Annotated in this window: 12 protein-coding genes and 1 pseudogene; 9 read left to right on the plus strand and 4 right to left on the minus strand. The window is 68.3% G+C overall.

Going from position 1 to position 13,367, the window contains the following annotated elements; translation table 11 throughout:
* Positions 1-286: 286 nt before the first annotated feature.
* Positions 287-928, minus strand: a complete 642-nt coding sequence (locus HEP75_RS15300) for a response regulator transcription factor (protein WP_003465620.1) — start codon at positions 926-928, stop codon at positions 287-289.
* The gene (locus HEP75_RS15305; protein WP_185813537.1) at positions 928-2,121 is read right to left on the minus strand and encodes a sensor histidine kinase; all 1,194 of its coding nucleotides are present in this window, start codon (positions 2,119-2,121) and stop codon (positions 928-930) included. The genes HEP75_RS15300 and HEP75_RS15305 overlap by 1 nt, the downstream gene beginning before the upstream one ends.
* 139 nt (positions 2,122-2,260) lie before the next feature.
* Between HEP75_RS15305 and HEP75_RS15310 the strand changes: the two genes are divergently transcribed.
* The 5 genes and pseudogenes from HEP75_RS15310 (at position 2,261) to HEP75_RS15330 (ending at position 5,475) form a co-directional block, all read left to right on the plus strand.
* Positions 2,261-2,854 (plus strand): GNAT family N-acetyltransferase, encoded by a 594-nt coding sequence (locus HEP75_RS15310; protein ID WP_179570765.1) that lies wholly within the window; start codon positions 2,261-2,263, stop codon positions 2,852-2,854.
* Between the two features lie 2 nt (positions 2,855-2,856).
* A pseudogene (gene minC, locus HEP75_RS15315) lies at positions 2,857-3,611 on the plus strand (septum site-determining protein MinC).
* Between the two features lie 37 nt (positions 3,612-3,648).
* Positions 3,649-4,458: a septum site-determining protein MinD gene (minD, locus tag HEP75_RS15320; RefSeq protein WP_185813539.1), complete on the plus strand. Its 810-nt coding sequence runs from the start codon at positions 3,649-3,651 to the stop codon at positions 4,456-4,458.
* Between the two features lie 2 nt (positions 4,459-4,460).
* A complete protein-coding gene (minE, locus tag HEP75_RS15325) occupies positions 4,461-4,718 on the plus strand; it encodes a cell division topological specificity factor MinE (protein ID WP_009608870.1) in 258 nt (85 codons plus the stop codon).
* 259 nt (positions 4,719-4,977) lie between these two features.
* Positions 4,978-5,475: a hypothetical protein gene (locus tag HEP75_RS15330; RefSeq protein ID WP_185820701.1), complete on the plus strand. Its 498-nt coding sequence runs from the start codon at positions 4,978-4,980 to the stop codon at positions 5,473-5,475.
* 680 nt (positions 5,476-6,155) lie between these two features.
* Here the strand turns inward: HEP75_RS15330 and HEP75_RS15335 are convergent.
* Together HEP75_RS15335 and HEP75_RS15340 are read right to left on the minus strand one after the other, a co-directional pair.
* Positions 6,156-7,448, minus strand: coding sequence for a HAMP domain-containing sensor histidine kinase (locus HEP75_RS15335; protein ID WP_185824102.1), 1,293 nt, complete (start codon positions 7,446-7,448; stop codon positions 6,156-6,158).
* Positions 7,438-8,139, minus strand: a complete 702-nt coding sequence (locus tag HEP75_RS15340) for a response regulator transcription factor (RefSeq protein ID WP_104557661.1) — start codon at positions 8,137-8,139, stop codon at positions 7,438-7,440. The genes HEP75_RS15335 and HEP75_RS15340 overlap by 11 nt, the downstream gene beginning before the upstream one ends.
* A gap of 199 nt (positions 8,140-8,338) precedes the next feature.
* Here HEP75_RS15340 and HEP75_RS15345 point away from each other — a divergent pair, with 199 nt between their 5' ends.
* The 4 genes from HEP75_RS15345 to HEP75_RS15360 all read left to right on the plus strand — a co-directional run bounded on the left by HEP75_RS15345 (position 8,339) and on the right by HEP75_RS15360 (position 13,167).
* Positions 8,339-9,157, plus strand: coding sequence for a phosphatase PAP2 family protein (locus HEP75_RS15345; protein WP_185824103.1), 819 nt, complete (start codon positions 8,339-8,341; stop codon positions 9,155-9,157).
* Positions 9,154-10,839 carry a phosphoethanolamine--lipid A transferase gene (locus tag HEP75_RS15350; protein WP_185824104.1) on the plus strand — a complete coding sequence of 562 codons (1,686 nt, stop codon included), beginning with the start codon at positions 9,154-9,156 and terminating at the stop codon, positions 10,837-10,839. The genes HEP75_RS15345 and HEP75_RS15350 overlap by 4 nt, the downstream gene beginning before the upstream one ends.
* A gap of 106 nt (positions 10,840-10,945) precedes the next feature.
* Positions 10,946-12,919 (plus strand): M2 family metallopeptidase, encoded by a 1,974-nt coding sequence (locus tag HEP75_RS15355; protein ID WP_185824105.1) that lies wholly within the window; start codon positions 10,946-10,948, stop codon positions 12,917-12,919.
* Positions 12,877-13,167 carry a hypothetical protein gene (locus tag HEP75_RS15360; protein ID WP_185824106.1) on the plus strand — a complete coding sequence of 97 codons (291 nt, stop codon included), beginning with the start codon at positions 12,877-12,879 and terminating at the stop codon, positions 13,165-13,167. Before HEP75_RS15355 ends, HEP75_RS15360 begins: the two co-directional genes overlap by 43 nt.
* Positions 13,168-13,367: the final 200 nt, after the last annotated feature.

Genomic DNA, 13,367 nt, shown 5'->3' on the forward strand with positions numbered 1-13,367 from the left:
CGCAAACAGTGGCCGACAGGGTTGGCGCGGGGCCGCGGCGCTGCAGGCCAGCCAGCTTCGGCGCGGCCTTTGCGCCTGCGCGCGAGCGATGCCGCCGGGCCGGGCGGCCAGACCAATGCGTCCGGGACGGTGTGACGCAAAGGCCATCGGCTCTGACCCCATCCAGGCTCGGCGGGCCTGCCGCTGCGTTCGTCGCGACTGAAGTCGCTCCCACAAAGGCTGGCGCGACGTCGGCGCGCGCGAACGCCCGGCCCGGCGCGCTGCGCCGGCTGGGCATCCTGGCCCGTCAGACCAACTGCAGCTCGAATGCCTTCAGCACCGCCCGGGTGCGGTCGCGCACACCCAACTTCGACAAAATGTTGGACACGTGGTTCTTGATCGTGCCCTCGGCCACGCCCAGCGAGTTGGCGATCTCCTTGTTGGAGAAGCCGCTGGCCATCAGCCGCAGGATCTCGGTCTCGCGGTCGGTCAGCGGGTCGGGCCGGTCCAGGCTGACGAAGTCGTTGCGCATGTGCTCCAGGCCCGACAGCAGGCGCTGGGTCACCGCCGGCTGCACCAGCGAACCGCCGGCGGCCACCGCGCGGATCGCGCCGACCAGCTGTTCCAGCGACACGTCCTTGAGCAGGTAGCCCTTGGCCCCGGCCTTGAGCCCGGCCAGCACCAACTGGTCGTCGTCGAAGGTGGTCAGGATGATGGTCGGCGGCAGCGTGCCGTTGCGCGACAGCATCTGCAGCGCCTCCAGCCCGGACATCGCCGGCATGCGCATGTCCATCAGCACCACGTCCGGCTTCACCTGCGGGATCAGCTCCACCGCCTGGCGGCCGTCGTTGGCCTCGGCGATCACCTCGATCCCGCCGTCCAACGCCAGCAGCGAGCGGATTCCCTGCCGCACCAGGGTTTGGTCGTCGACCAGGCAGACACGGATCATCACAACACTCCTTGTGAAACGGCGGGCGGCAGCAAAGCGGCCGCGCTCGGGACCGAGGCGCGCAGGCGGAAGCCCGTGCCCTGCGGCGCATCGATTTCCAGGCTGCCACCATACTGGCTCAGCCGCTCGCGCATGCCGCGCAGGCCGTTGCCGGGCAGCAGCGCCTCGCAGCCGCGGCCATCGTCGTGGGCGCGGATCACCACCTGCGGGCCTTCGCGGCGCACCTGGATCCACAGGTTGTCGGCCTGCGCGTGGCGCACCGTGTTGGTGATGATTTCCTGGGTGCAGCGCAGCAAGACATGCGCGCGCTCCGGATCCTCGACGGTCAGCGGCTCGTCCACCTGCAGGTGGATCCGCAGCGACGGCACCCGCTCGACCAGCGGCCGCAGCGCCGCGGCCAGGTCGATCGCGCCGCTGTCGCGCAGATGGCTGACCGCCTCGCGCACGTCGGTCAGCAGCAGCTTGGCCAGGGTATGCGCCTGGTGCACATGCTCCTGGGCGCGGCCCTCGGTGATGTGGCCGGCCACTTCCAGGTTCAGGCTCAGCGCGGTCAGGTGGTGGCCGAGCAGGTCGTGCAGCTCGCGCGAGATGCGGGTGCGCTCGTTGACCCGGGCGCTTTCGGCCAGCAGCGCGCGGGTGGCGCGCAGCTCGGCATTGAGCTGGCGCTGCTCCTCGCGGGCCTGCGCCTGCTGCCGCGCGACCAGGCTGGTGACGAAGATGAACATGGAGAAGCCGCCGTACAGCAGCGACTGCATCAGCGCGTCGAACATCGGAAAGCCGACCAGCAGGTAGTACACCGGCAGCACCGCCAACTGGCTCAGCACCAGCCACAGCACGCCGATCCGCACCGGCAGCAGCCACGGGATCACCCCCGCCGCCACCATCATCAGGATGCTGCCCAGCCCGCTTCCGGTCAGATAGCTGACCGCCAGCGCGCAGACGGTCAGCAGCAGCAGGATCAGCCGATCGTACCAATGCGCGTGGCCGCCGCTGCCCAGCCCGCGGGTCAGCCAGTAGTAGCTGCCGCCGAAGGCGATGAAGAAGCCGGACATCATCGCCGCTTCCCAGCCGCCACGCCGGTTCAAGCCCTCTTCCGGGATCCAGTAGGTGTAGACCAGCGGCATGGCGATCATGGCCCAGGTGAACAGGCCGGCGAAGCGCAGGACGCGGGTATGGCTGAGGTTTCCCAACATGCACGCATCTTAGGATGAACGGCGCGCAATGCACTCCCACGGAAGTCATGCATGCGCGGCTCGCCGCCCCGGGCCACGCGTGCGATAATCCGGCTGGCGGTCCGCATCTGGCCGCGCGCGCATCAGCAACGGAGTCCCAATGTCGATCGTCATCCGCGACGTGCGCGAGCACGAGCTCGATTCGGTCCTGGCCCTGAACAACAACGCCGGACTGGCGATCCTGCCGCTGGATTCGGCCAAGCTGCACCGCTTCTACGAAACCGCAGAATACTTCCGCGTCGCCGAGCGCGACGGCAACCTGGCCGGCTTCCTGGTCGGCTTCGGCGGCGACAGCGATCACGACAGCAGCAATTTCGCCTGGTTTCGCGAGCGTTATCCGGCCTTCTTCTATATCGACCGCATCGTGGTGGCCAGCCGCCGCCGCGGCGGTGGCGTCGGCCGCGCGTTCTATGCCGACGTGCAGAGCTACGCCGAGCTGCGCTACCCGCAGCTGGCGTGCGAGGTTTTCCTGGACCATGGCGCGGACGCGGCGCTGCTGTTCCACGGCAGCTTCGGTTTCCGCGAAGTGGGCCAGAACACGATGAACGAGGTGGAAGTGCGTGCCAGCATGCTGTTGAAGGATCTGTGCAGTTACGCCTGGGTCCGCGAGACCTACGGCGAGCAGTTGCCCGACCTGCCCTGGGTCGGCCATGCCCGTCGCCTGCAGCGGGCCCAGCGCCCGACCGGGACCTGAGCGTGTCGTCGGTGAATCTGGATTTCGAGCAGGCAGGCGAACTGAAGATCGGCCAGGTCGGCATCGCCAACCTGCGCATCCGCACCCTGGACGTGGCGCGCCTGACCCAGGAAATGCGCGAGCGCGTGCAGCGCGCGCCCAAGCTGTTCGGCCGCGCCGCGGTGATCATCGATTTCGGCGGCCTGGCGCAGACGCCCGACACCGCCACCGCGCGCGCGCTGCTGGAAGGCCTGCGCGCCGCCGGCGTGCTGCCGGTGGCGCTGGCCTATGGCACCCGCGAGACCGAACAGCTGTCCGAGGCGCTGGGCCTGCCGCTGCTGGCCAAGTTCCGCGCCCAGTACGAGCGCATCGACGGCGGCGCTCCCGCCGCCGCGCCCGCCCCGCTCTCGCCGCCGCCCCCGCCGCCGCCCGCCCTGCGGCGCGCCCGCAGCCGGGCCGCATGCAGAAGACCGCGGTGCGCTCGGGCCAGCAGCTGTACGCGGAGAACTGCGACCTGACCGTGGTGGCCACGGTCGGCGCCGGCGCCGAAGTGATCTCCGACGGCAGCATCCACATCTACGGCAGCCTGCGCGGTCGCGCGCTGGCCGGCGCGCAGGGCAACACCGAGGCGCGGATCTTCTGCCGCGACTTCCACGCCGAACTGGTTGCCATCGCCGGCCACTACAAGGTGCTGGACGATATTCCCAAGGAACTGCGTGGCAAGGCCGTCCAGGTCTGGCTGGAGCAGGACCAGATCAAGATCGCCGCGCAAGATTGACGCGGCCCTACAACCGAACGTATCAGGAGACATTCCTTTGGCTGAAATTATCGTAGTCACCTCCGGCAAGGGCGGCGTCGGCAAGACCACCACCAGCGCGAGCCTGGCCTGCGGGCTGGCGCGACGCGGCAAGAAGGTCGCCGTCATCGACTTCGACGTGGGCCTGCGCAACCTCGACCTGATCATGGGCTGCGAGCGCCGGGTGGTGTACGACTTCGTCAACGTGGTGCACGGCGAGGCGACGCTCAAGCAGTCACTGATCAAGGACAAGCGCTTCGACAACCTGTACGTGCTGGCCGCCTCGCAGACCCGCGACAAGGACGCACTGACCCAGGAAGGCGTGGAGAAGGTGCTCAAGGACCTGGTCGCCGAAGGCTTCGAATACATCGTCTGCGATTCGCCGGCCGGCATCGAGAAGGGCGCGTTCCTGGCGATGTACTTCGCCGACCGCGCCGTGGTCGTGGTCAACCCGGAAGTCTCTTCGGTGCGCGACTCCGACCGCATCATCGGCCTGCTCGACTCCAAGACCCGCAAGGCCGAGGAAGGCCAGACCGTGCCGGCGTTCCTGCTGCTGACCCGCTACAGCCCGGGCCGGGTGGAAGGCGGCGAGATGCTCAGCATCACCGACGTGGAAGAAGTGCTGGGGCTGAAGGCGATCGGCGTGATCCCCGAATCCGGCGACGTGCTCAACGCCTCCAACAAGGGCGAGCCGGTGATCCTGGACGGCGAGTCCCCGGCCGGCCAGGCGTACGACGACGCCGTGGCCCGGATCATGGGCGAAGAGCGCCCGATGCGCTTCATCTCCGTGGAGAAGAAGGGCTTCTTCACCAAGTTGTTCGGAGGGTGAGCATGGGACTATTCGACTTTCTCAAGGCCAAGAAGAACACCGCCGAGACGGCCAAGAACCGCCTGCAGATCATCATCGCGCAGGAACGCAACCACCGCGGCGGCCCGGATTACCTGCCGCTGCTGCAGCGCGAACTGCTGGAAGTGATCAAGAAGTACGTCAACATCGACGCCGACGCGGTCAAGGTGGACCTGGTCAAGGACGGCGAACACGACGTGCTCGATATCTCGGTGGCATTGCCGGAAGGGCCGACGCCCTGAACCGGGCAGCGTGCTGCGGTCGTGGATAGCGACCGTGGCGCGCAGCCTGAGCCACGTTGTTCGGTGGTGTGTTCGACATAACGTCCCCACGAAAATGCACTGCGGCGCCCGAAATGCGCCATGGTTGCGTGCACCACCCCAGCTGCGCTCACCGAACGCACGAGTTCGAGCGGCACGGTAGTCGCGCTGTCGGCCGGCCCAACCGCCGCCAATGCGTTGCCGATTGCCTCTCGCGCCGTCCCTCCTTGCCGACCTTCCGATGCAGACCGACGACTCCCGCTCCGCACCCGCTGCCGAGGTCCTGACCGTCGGCGCCATCGGCCTGGACGCGCCGCGCGCGCTGCTGGCCCGGCACGGGCTGATGCTGCACCGGGTCGCCGACGGCGCCAAGATTCCCGGCAGCTACTGGGGCGAACCGGAAGCCGGCGTGATCGCCAGCGACGTGTACGTGCGCGACGACACACCGGTGCATTCGCTGCTGCACGAAGCCTGCCACCTGATCGTGCTGCCGCCGGAACGGCGCGCGCTGGTGCATACCGACGCCACCGACTCGGTCGAGGAAGAGGACGCCACCTGCTACCTGCAGATCGTGCTGGCCGACGCGCTGCCCGGCGTCGGCAGCGCGCGGCTGATGGCCGACATGGATACCTGGGGCTACACCTACCGGCTGGGTTCGACACGGGCCTGGTTCGAACAGGACGCCGAAGACGCGCGCGCCTGGCTGCTGCAACGTGGCTTGCTGCCGCAGCAGGCCTGAGGCCCGCGCAAGCAATCCCTCGGCTTCCGAATTCTTGTAGGAGCGGCTTCAGCCGCGACGAACGAAGCACGGAGGCCAACTGGCTATGCATGCAGTCGGGACTGAAGTCCCTCCCACAATGCACCCAGCCAATCTGCCGCAAGCCACTGTAGGAGCGGCTTCAGCCGCGACGAACGAAGTACCGATGCCAACCGGCTACGCATGCAGTCGGGACTGAAGTCCCTCCCACAGCGCACCTAGCCAATCTGCTGCAAGCCACTGCAGGAGCGGCTTCAGCCGCGACGAACGAAGCACGGATGCCGGCCGGCTACGCACGCAGTCGGGACCGAAGTCCCTCCCACAGTGCACCCAGCCAATCTGCCGCAGGCCACTGTAGGAGCGGCTTCAGCCGCGACGAACGAAGCACGGATGCCAACCGGCTACGCATGCAGTCGGGACTGAAGTCCCTCCCACAGTGCACCAGCCAATCTGCCGCAAGCCACTGTGGGAGCGACTTCAGTCGCGACGAACGAAGCGGGATAGCGCACGGGCTTCGGATGCCATCAGGGCATGGATGGCAACCCAGCTGCGGACGCGGTCGCGGCTGAAGCCGCTCCTACAGGTTGCGGTACAGGTTGCGCGGCAATAGCCGCGAGCCGATGCCCATGCCCATGCCGCTCCGGTGCAAACGAGGCAACGCGCTACGCCGCCCCAGCATCCTTCAATGCCGGACGCAGATCCAATGTCGCCCGCGTGCCCTGCCCCGCATCCGAATCCAGTTGCAGCGACCAGCCCAGGTGCTCGCACAGGCGCGCGATCAGGTCCAGGCCGATGCCGCTGCCCTCGCGGCCGCCGCCGCGGGCCATGCGCATGTAGATGGCGCTGATCTCTTCCGGCGCCATGCCGTGGCCGGGGTCGTCGATGCGCACCACGCCCGGCGCCGGCATCGCGATCTGGATCATGCCCTGGTCGCTGTTCTCGATCGCGTTGCGCAGCAGGTTGCCGATCGCCGCCTGCACGATCGCCAGCGGCGCCAGCACCTCGCACGGCGGCAACGGCGCCAGCACCAGTTCCAGGCGTTTGTCGGCGCACAGGTGGCGATGGTCTTCGACGATGTCCGGCAGCAACTGGTCCAGGCGCACCAGGTCGCTGCCGCGCGCCAGCCGCGCCGGGTCCTTGGCCAGCACCAGCAGCAACGAGATCAGTTGGCCGACGCCGCTGGCGGTGCGGCGGATGCGCAGCAGCTGGTTGCGCGCGCTGGGCGGGATGTCGGACTGCTCCAGCGCCAGTTCGGCGGCGCCGCCGATCACCGCCACCGGCGTGCGCAATTCGTGGCTGGTGCTGTCGATGAAGGCGCGCTCTCGCTCGACGAACAGGTCGTTGCGCAGCAGGTAGTCGTTCAACGCATCGGCGATCACCACCTGTTCGGCGCTGGCGCGCGGATGCACGTCGATGCGCTGGCCCGGCCGGTCCGGGCGCAGGCTGCCGATGCGTTGCGCCATGTCGGTGAGCGGCTGCACCACCCGGCCCAGGCCCCAGGCCACCAGCGCGCCGAGCAGCAGCACCGCGATCACGTTGGACAGCAGCATCCACAGCGCCAGGTTCTCCTCGTGCTTCTGCAACTCGGTGATGTCCAGCGACAGCGCCAGGCGGCGGCCGTGCACGTCCTGCACCAGCACCACCTTGTCGCGGCCTTCCAGCGGCACGTCGTCGTGCAGGCCCGGCGCCAGCGCCGCCACCGTCGGCGGCAGCGGCTCGCCGCCTTCGTCGCCGTACAGGCTCACGGTGCGGGTGTCGATCCAGCGGTAGTCCGGATCGACCGCGCTGCGCGCCAGAAAATGTTCCAGTTCCGAGCTGAGCAGCGAACGCCAGGTCAGCTGCTCGGCCTGGTCGTTGACGATGTAGCCATGCACGAACACCGCCAGCGACAGCAGCGCCGCATAGCCGACCAGCCACAGGGTGATGCGTTGCCGCAGCCCGGTCCTACGCGGCATGCTCTTGCTCGTGCGGGTCCACCACCGCAAGCCGGTAGCCGATGCGCGGCAGGGTGTGGATCAGCTTGGTCGCGAACGGGCCATCCACGCTGCGCCGCAGGTCGTAGATATGCGAGCGCAGCATGTCGCCGTCCGGCGGCTCGTCGCCCCACAGCGCCTGCTCCAGGCGGTCGCGGGTGACCGCGGCCGGGCTGGCCTGCATCAGCACTTCCAGCAACTTGCGGCAGGCCGGATACAGGTGCAGGGTGCGGCCGCCGCGGGTCGCCTCCAGCGTGCCCAGGTCCAGTTGCAGGTCGCCCACGCGCAGCAGCTTGCTGCGGCCGCGGCCGTTGGCGCGCAGCAGCAGCGCCTCCAGCCGCACTTCCAGTTCCGGCAGCGCGAACGGCTTGGTCAGGTAATCGTCGGCGCCGGCGCGGAAACCGGCGATCTTGTCCGGCAGCTCGTCGCGCGCGGTGAGCATGATCACCGGCACTTCGGCGTGGTGCTGCTCGCGCATCGCGCGCAGCACCTGCGGCCCGTCCAGGCGCGGCAGCATCCAGTCCAGGATCACCGCGTCGTAGTGTTGGGTGGTGGCCAGGTGCAGGCCGGTGACGCCGTCCGGCGCCGCGTCCAGGGTGTGGCCTCGCACCTCGAAATAATCGAACAGGTTCGCGACCAGGTTCCGGTTGTCCTCTATCACCAACAGCCGCATGGCACTCGCTCGCATTCCGGGACGACGGGGGATGGCGCCATGCTAGCGGATGCGCGTCGGAACGCGGTCGGAACGCTGCGTCTTGATCGAATCTCGATGAAACCTGGACGGAACCCGAATACCGCGACGGCAACCTGGGCTGAAGCGCCGCGCCTGCGGCGCCCCAATCCGACCGGTCTCCGACAAGGAGCGCAACACCATGACACACGCCACCGTTCGCGCGTCCAGCCCGCCTGCATCCATGCACAGTCCTTCCCTGCCCCTGCCCGCCGTCTCCGTGCTGCCCGCGCCGTCGGCGTTCTATCGCCGGCATCTGTGGCTGCCGCTGGCCGCGGCACTGCTGGCCAGCACCGTGCTGATGGGCCTGGGCGGCGACTTCTGGTTCGCCGACCTGCTGTACCGCTGGGAAGGCGGCCACTGGGCGCTGAAGAACGCGGCGCTGACCCGCAGCCTGATCCATCACGACGGCAAGCTGCTCAGCACTCTGGCCTGGGTGGCGACCGCCGCCCTGGCGGTCTGGGCCTGGCGCCGCGCCGACGGCCAGCGCTACCGGCTGCCGCTGCTGTACCTGGCGCTGGCGGTGGCGTTGAGCACCGGCGTGGTGTCGCTGCTGAAGTCGCTGACCCACATGGACTGCCCGTGGGACCTGAGCCGCTACGGCGGCCACCTGCCCTACATCGGCCTGTTCGAGGCGCGGCCGGCCGGCATGCCGCACGCGGCCTGCTTCCCGGCCGGGCATTCCAGCGCCGGTTACGCCTGGGTGGCGCTGTACTTCGTCGCACTGGCGCTGAAGCCGGCCTGGCGCTGGCCGGCGCTGGCGGTCGGGCTCGGCGCCGGGTTACTGTTCGGGCTCGGCCAGCAGCTGCGCGGCGCGCACTTCCTGTCCCACGATCTGTGGACGCTGTCCCTGAGTTGGGGCGTGGCCTTGGGCCTGTACCGCGTTCTGCTGTGGCAGCCGCAGGTTTCGGCCCGATCCATGCATGTCGCTTTGCCTGTCGTGAAGGAAAGCCGCGCATGAGCATGTCCCTGCCCCATCCTGGCAGCCAGTCCCGGACCCACTGGTGGAGTTATCGCCCACTGCTCAGCAACGAAGCGCTGGCGCTGGCGGCCAGCGCGTTCTTCGCCCTGGTCTGCAACGGCATGTTCTGGCGCAGCGCGATGAGCGGCCATCCCGGCGACCTGAAGCTGGGCCTGTCGCTGTTCCTGCTGCTGCTGTCGGTGCACGGGTTGCTGCTGGGCCTGCTGCTGTGGCGCGGCGTAGCCAAGCCGGTGCTGAGCCTGCTGCTGCTCACCACCGCGTTCGCCGCGCACTACATGAACAGCTACAGCGTCTACCTGGACGCGGACATGCTGCGCAACGTGCTGGCCACCGACCACAAGGAATCGCGCGAACTGATGACCCCGGCGCTGATCGCGCCGCTGCTGTTCTACGCCGCGCTGCCGATCCTGGCGCTGTGGCGGCTGCGCCTGATCCGGCGTCCGCCAGGCAGGGCGCTGGCGATCCGCGCCGGCTTCCTGCTGGCGATGCTTGCGCTGGGCGGCGTCGGCGCGATGCTGTCGTTTCAGGATCTGTCGGCGATGATGCGCAACCATCGCGAGATCCGCTACCTGGCCACGCCGATCAACTACCTGGTCGCGCTGCGGCAGAACCTCAAGTCCGACAGCCCCACGCACAAGGCGCCGAAGCTGCCGCTGGAACACGATGCGATCGCCACGCCGCGCGCGCCCGGCGGCAAGCCGCGCCTGCTGGTGGTGGTGCTTGGCGAAACCGCGCGCGCGCAGAACTGGGGCTTGAACGGCTACGTGCGCCAGACCACGCCGCAGCTGGCGCAGATGGACGTGATCAACTTCCCCGACATGCATTCGTGCGGCACCAGCACCGAGGTCTCGGTGCCGTGCATGTTCTCCCCGTTCGGCCGCCACGACTACAACGAAGGCAACATCCGCAAGCACCAGTCGCTGCTGCACGTGCTCGAGCACGCCGGCATCGCCACGCTGTGGCGCGACAACCAGTCCGGCTGCAAGGGCGTGTGCGACGGCCTGACGATCCAGCGCCTGGACGACGCCAAGGACTCCCAGCTGTGCAAGGACGGCCGCTGCATGGACGAGATCCTGCTGCAGGACCTGGCCACGCAGGTGCGCGCCAAGCCCGGCGACCGCGTGGTCGTGCTGCACCAGCTCGGCAGCCACGGCCCCAGCTATTTCGAACGCTATCCGGCCAGCTTCCGCCGCTTCACGCCCACCTGCGATACCGCCGACCTGGGCAACTGCAGCCGCGAGCAGATCGCCAGCGCCTACGACAACTCGCTGCTGTACACCGACCACCTGCTGGCGCGCACCGTGTCCACGCTGGAAGCGATGCCCGACTACGACACCGCGATGATCTACCTGTCCGACCACGGCGAATCGCTGGGCGAGAAGGGCCTGTACCTGCACGGCGTGCCGTATGCGATCGCCCCGCAGGAGCAGACCCACGTGCCGATGGTGATGTGGTTCTCGCCCGGCTTCGCCAGCGACCGCGGCCTGGACCTGGCCTGCGTGCGTGCGCGTTCGCGCCAGTACGCCGACCAGGACAACCTGTTCCCGTCGGTGCTGGGGCTGATGCAGGTCAAGACCGGGGTCTACGAACGTTCGCGCGACCTGTTCGCGCCTTGCGCGGGTAGCGGCAGCGCAATCGCCGCCGGCACCGGAAGCCGCTAAGCGACCGCGGTGGCGGCGCGCCACCTGCGCAGTCGACGCGGGCGGCCCTTGCGGCGGGCGGGGCGGACCACTAGCCTCGTCGCATTCGTCACCGAAGGGATCCGCCGTGAACCATCGCCCTCTGCTGCTTGCGCTGTGCATCGGCGCGAGCGTGCTTGCGCTGTCCGCGTGCCGCAAGGAAGCGACCACCGAGACCGACACCGCGCCGGCGCCGGCCGCGCCCGGCGAGAGCGCCGACCAGTTCGTCGCCCGCATCAACGAGGAATACCGCGCGCTGCTGCCGGAGCTGACCTCGGCGCAATGGCTGTCGATCACCTACATCAACGGCGATTCGGAGCGGCTGGTATCCAAGGCCAACGAGCGCTGGCTGACCACGCTCAACGGCTGGATCGCGCAGGCCAAGCGCTACGAAGGCAAGCCGATGTCCGCCGACAGCGCGCGTGCGCTGCAGCTGCTGAAGCTGATGACCGCGATGCCGGCGCCGCGCGACCCGGCCAAGCTGGCCGAATTGGCCACGCTGGCCTCGAAGATGGAAGGCGCCTATGGCGCGGCCGCCTATTGCACCGGCGAAGGCGACGCGCGCCGCTGCCGGCAACTGGGCGAACTGGAGGACGTGCTGAGCCGCAGCCGCGACTACGACCAGCAGCTCGATGCGTGGCAAGGCTGGCACGGCACCGCACAACCGATGCGCAAGGACTACCAGCGCTTCGTCGAACTGGTCAACGAAGGCGCGCGCGAAATGGGCTACGCCGACACCGGCGCGATGTGGCGCAGCGGCTACGACATGCCGCCGGCGCAGATCGCCGCCGAGACCGACCGGCTGTGGGCCCAGGTCAAGCCGCTGTACGAGCAACTGCACTGCTACACCCGCGGCAAGCTCGACGCCGAGTACGGCAAGGACAAGGGCGAGGTCGCCGGCGGCCTGCTGCCGGCGCACCTGCTCGGCAACATGTGGCAGCAGGACTGGAGCAACCTGTGGGACCTGTTGCAGCCCTACCCCGGCGCCGGCAGCCTGGACATCACCGACACGCTGGAGAAGCAGTACCAGAGCAACCTCGGCGCGGCGCTGGCGCGGCGCAATGGCGACACCTCGCCGGAAGCGCGGTTCATGGCCCAGCGCGACGCGCAGCTGCAGAGCGCCAAGCAGATGACCGAGCGCGCGCAGGATTTCTACACCTCGCTGGCGATGCCCAAGCTGCCCGACAGCTACTGGGCGCGCAGTCAGTTCATCAAGCCGCTGGAGCGCAACGTGGTCTGCCACGCCAGCGCCTGGGACATGGACATGGCCGGCGACGTGCGCACCAAGATGTGCATCAAGCCGAACGAGGAAGACTTCACCACCATCTACCACGAGCTCGGCCACATCTATTACGACCTTGCCTACAATCCCCTGCCGCCGCTGTTCCAGGGCGGCGCCAACGACGGTTTCCACGAGGCGATCGGCGACACCATCGTGCTGGCGATGACCCCGCAGTACCTGCATTCGATCGGCCTGGTCGAAGCGCCGCAGCTCAGCCGCGAGGCGCTGATCAACGCGCAGATGCGCATGGCGCTGGCGAAGGTGTCGTTCCTGCCGTTCGGACTGATGATCGACCGCTGGCGCTGGGGCGTGTTCGACGGCTCGATCGCGCCGGAGCACTACAACCAGGCATGGTGGGAACTGAAGGCCAAGTACCAGGGCGTGGCTCCGCCGACGGCGCGCGGCGAGGACTTCTTCGATCCAGGCGCCAAATACCACGTGCCCGGCAACACCCCGTACACGCGCTACTTCCTGTCGCACATCCTGCAGTTCCAGTTCTACAAGGGCCTGTGCGACGCGGCCGGCCACAAGGGTCCGCTGTACGAGTGCACCTTCTACGGCAACAAGGAAGCCGGGCAGAAGTTCTGGTCGATGCTGCAACGTGGCGGCAGCCAGCCCTGGCAGCAGACGCTGAAGGAACTCACCGGCAACGACAAGCTCGACGCCGCCCCGCTGCTGGAATACTTCGCGCCGATGCAGGAGTGGCTCAAGCAGCAGAACCAGGGGCAGATGTGCGGGTGGGAGGCGCCGAAGGCGGTGCAGGCATCAGAGCAAAAGTAAATATTTCTGAGCCCATCCGCGGCGAACGCGACGACGATCCGTCGATCACGAAGCTGTTGGAAGACGCTTGGCAGGCAGTGTACGGGGAACCGCTGGCGCCGTCGCTGGCGCCGTCGCCGTCGCCGGCGCCGGCGCAGATCATCGACTGGCGGCTTGTGCTGCTGCGCGATGGCGAGAAAGTCGGGCGACGCGGGTTTAATGGCGGCGAAGACGCCTATGCCAAAGCGCAGAATACCGAAAGTGCGTGACTAAGGCAGCACGGCAGCGACAGCCTCGACATGTTCACCGCTCGCGCCATGCAGACCTCGCTGCGCATTGGCGTGGGATCGCAGCTACCATCACGCTTAAATCAGCGCTGGCTCTAAGCCCACGCCTCGTCGCAACAACGATAAGGCCCGCTGATGCGGGCGTTGTGCGTCATAGGCCAAGTTTAATTGCCTCCGTCCCC

Origin of the sequence: Xanthomonas sp. SI (genome assembly GCF_014236855.1) — a bacterium.
GTDB lineage: Bacteria > Pseudomonadota > Gammaproteobacteria > Xanthomonadales > Xanthomonadaceae > Xanthomonas_A.

What these genes read in the sequence shown, in the direction of transcription:
- HEP75_RS15300 (WP_003465620.1), bottom strand. Translation starts at nt 928, where the DNA reads ATGATCCGTGTCTGCCTGGTCGACGACCAAACCCTGGTGCGGCAGGGA.
- HEP75_RS15305 (WP_185813537.1), bottom strand. Translation starts at nt 2,121, where the DNA reads ATGTTGGGAAACCTCAGCCATACCCGCGTCCTGCGCTTCGCCGGCCTG.
- HEP75_RS15310 (WP_179570765.1), top strand. Translation starts at nt 2,261, where the DNA reads ATGTCGATCGTCATCCGCGACGTGCGCGAGCACGAGCTCGATTCGGTC.
- minE (WP_009608870.1), top strand. Translation starts at nt 4,461, where the DNA reads ATGGGACTATTCGACTTTCTCAAGGCCAAGAAGAACACCGCCGAGACG.
- HEP75_RS15330 (WP_185820701.1), top strand. Translation starts at nt 4,978, where the DNA reads ATGCAGACCGACGACTCCCGCTCCGCACCCGCTGCCGAGGTCCTGACC.
- HEP75_RS15335 (WP_185824102.1), bottom strand. Translation starts at nt 7,448, where the DNA reads ATGCCGCGTAGGACCGGGCTGCGGCAACGCATCACCCTGTGGCTGGTC.
- HEP75_RS15340 (WP_104557661.1), bottom strand. Translation starts at nt 8,139, where the DNA reads ATGCGGCTGTTGGTGATAGAGGACAACCGGAACCTGGTCGCGAACCTG.
- HEP75_RS15345 (WP_185824103.1), top strand. Translation starts at nt 8,339, where the DNA reads ATGACACACGCCACCGTTCGCGCGTCCAGCCCGCCTGCATCCATGCAC.
- HEP75_RS15350 (WP_185824104.1), top strand. Translation starts at nt 9,154, where the DNA reads ATGAGCATGTCCCTGCCCCATCCTGGCAGCCAGTCCCGGACCCACTGG.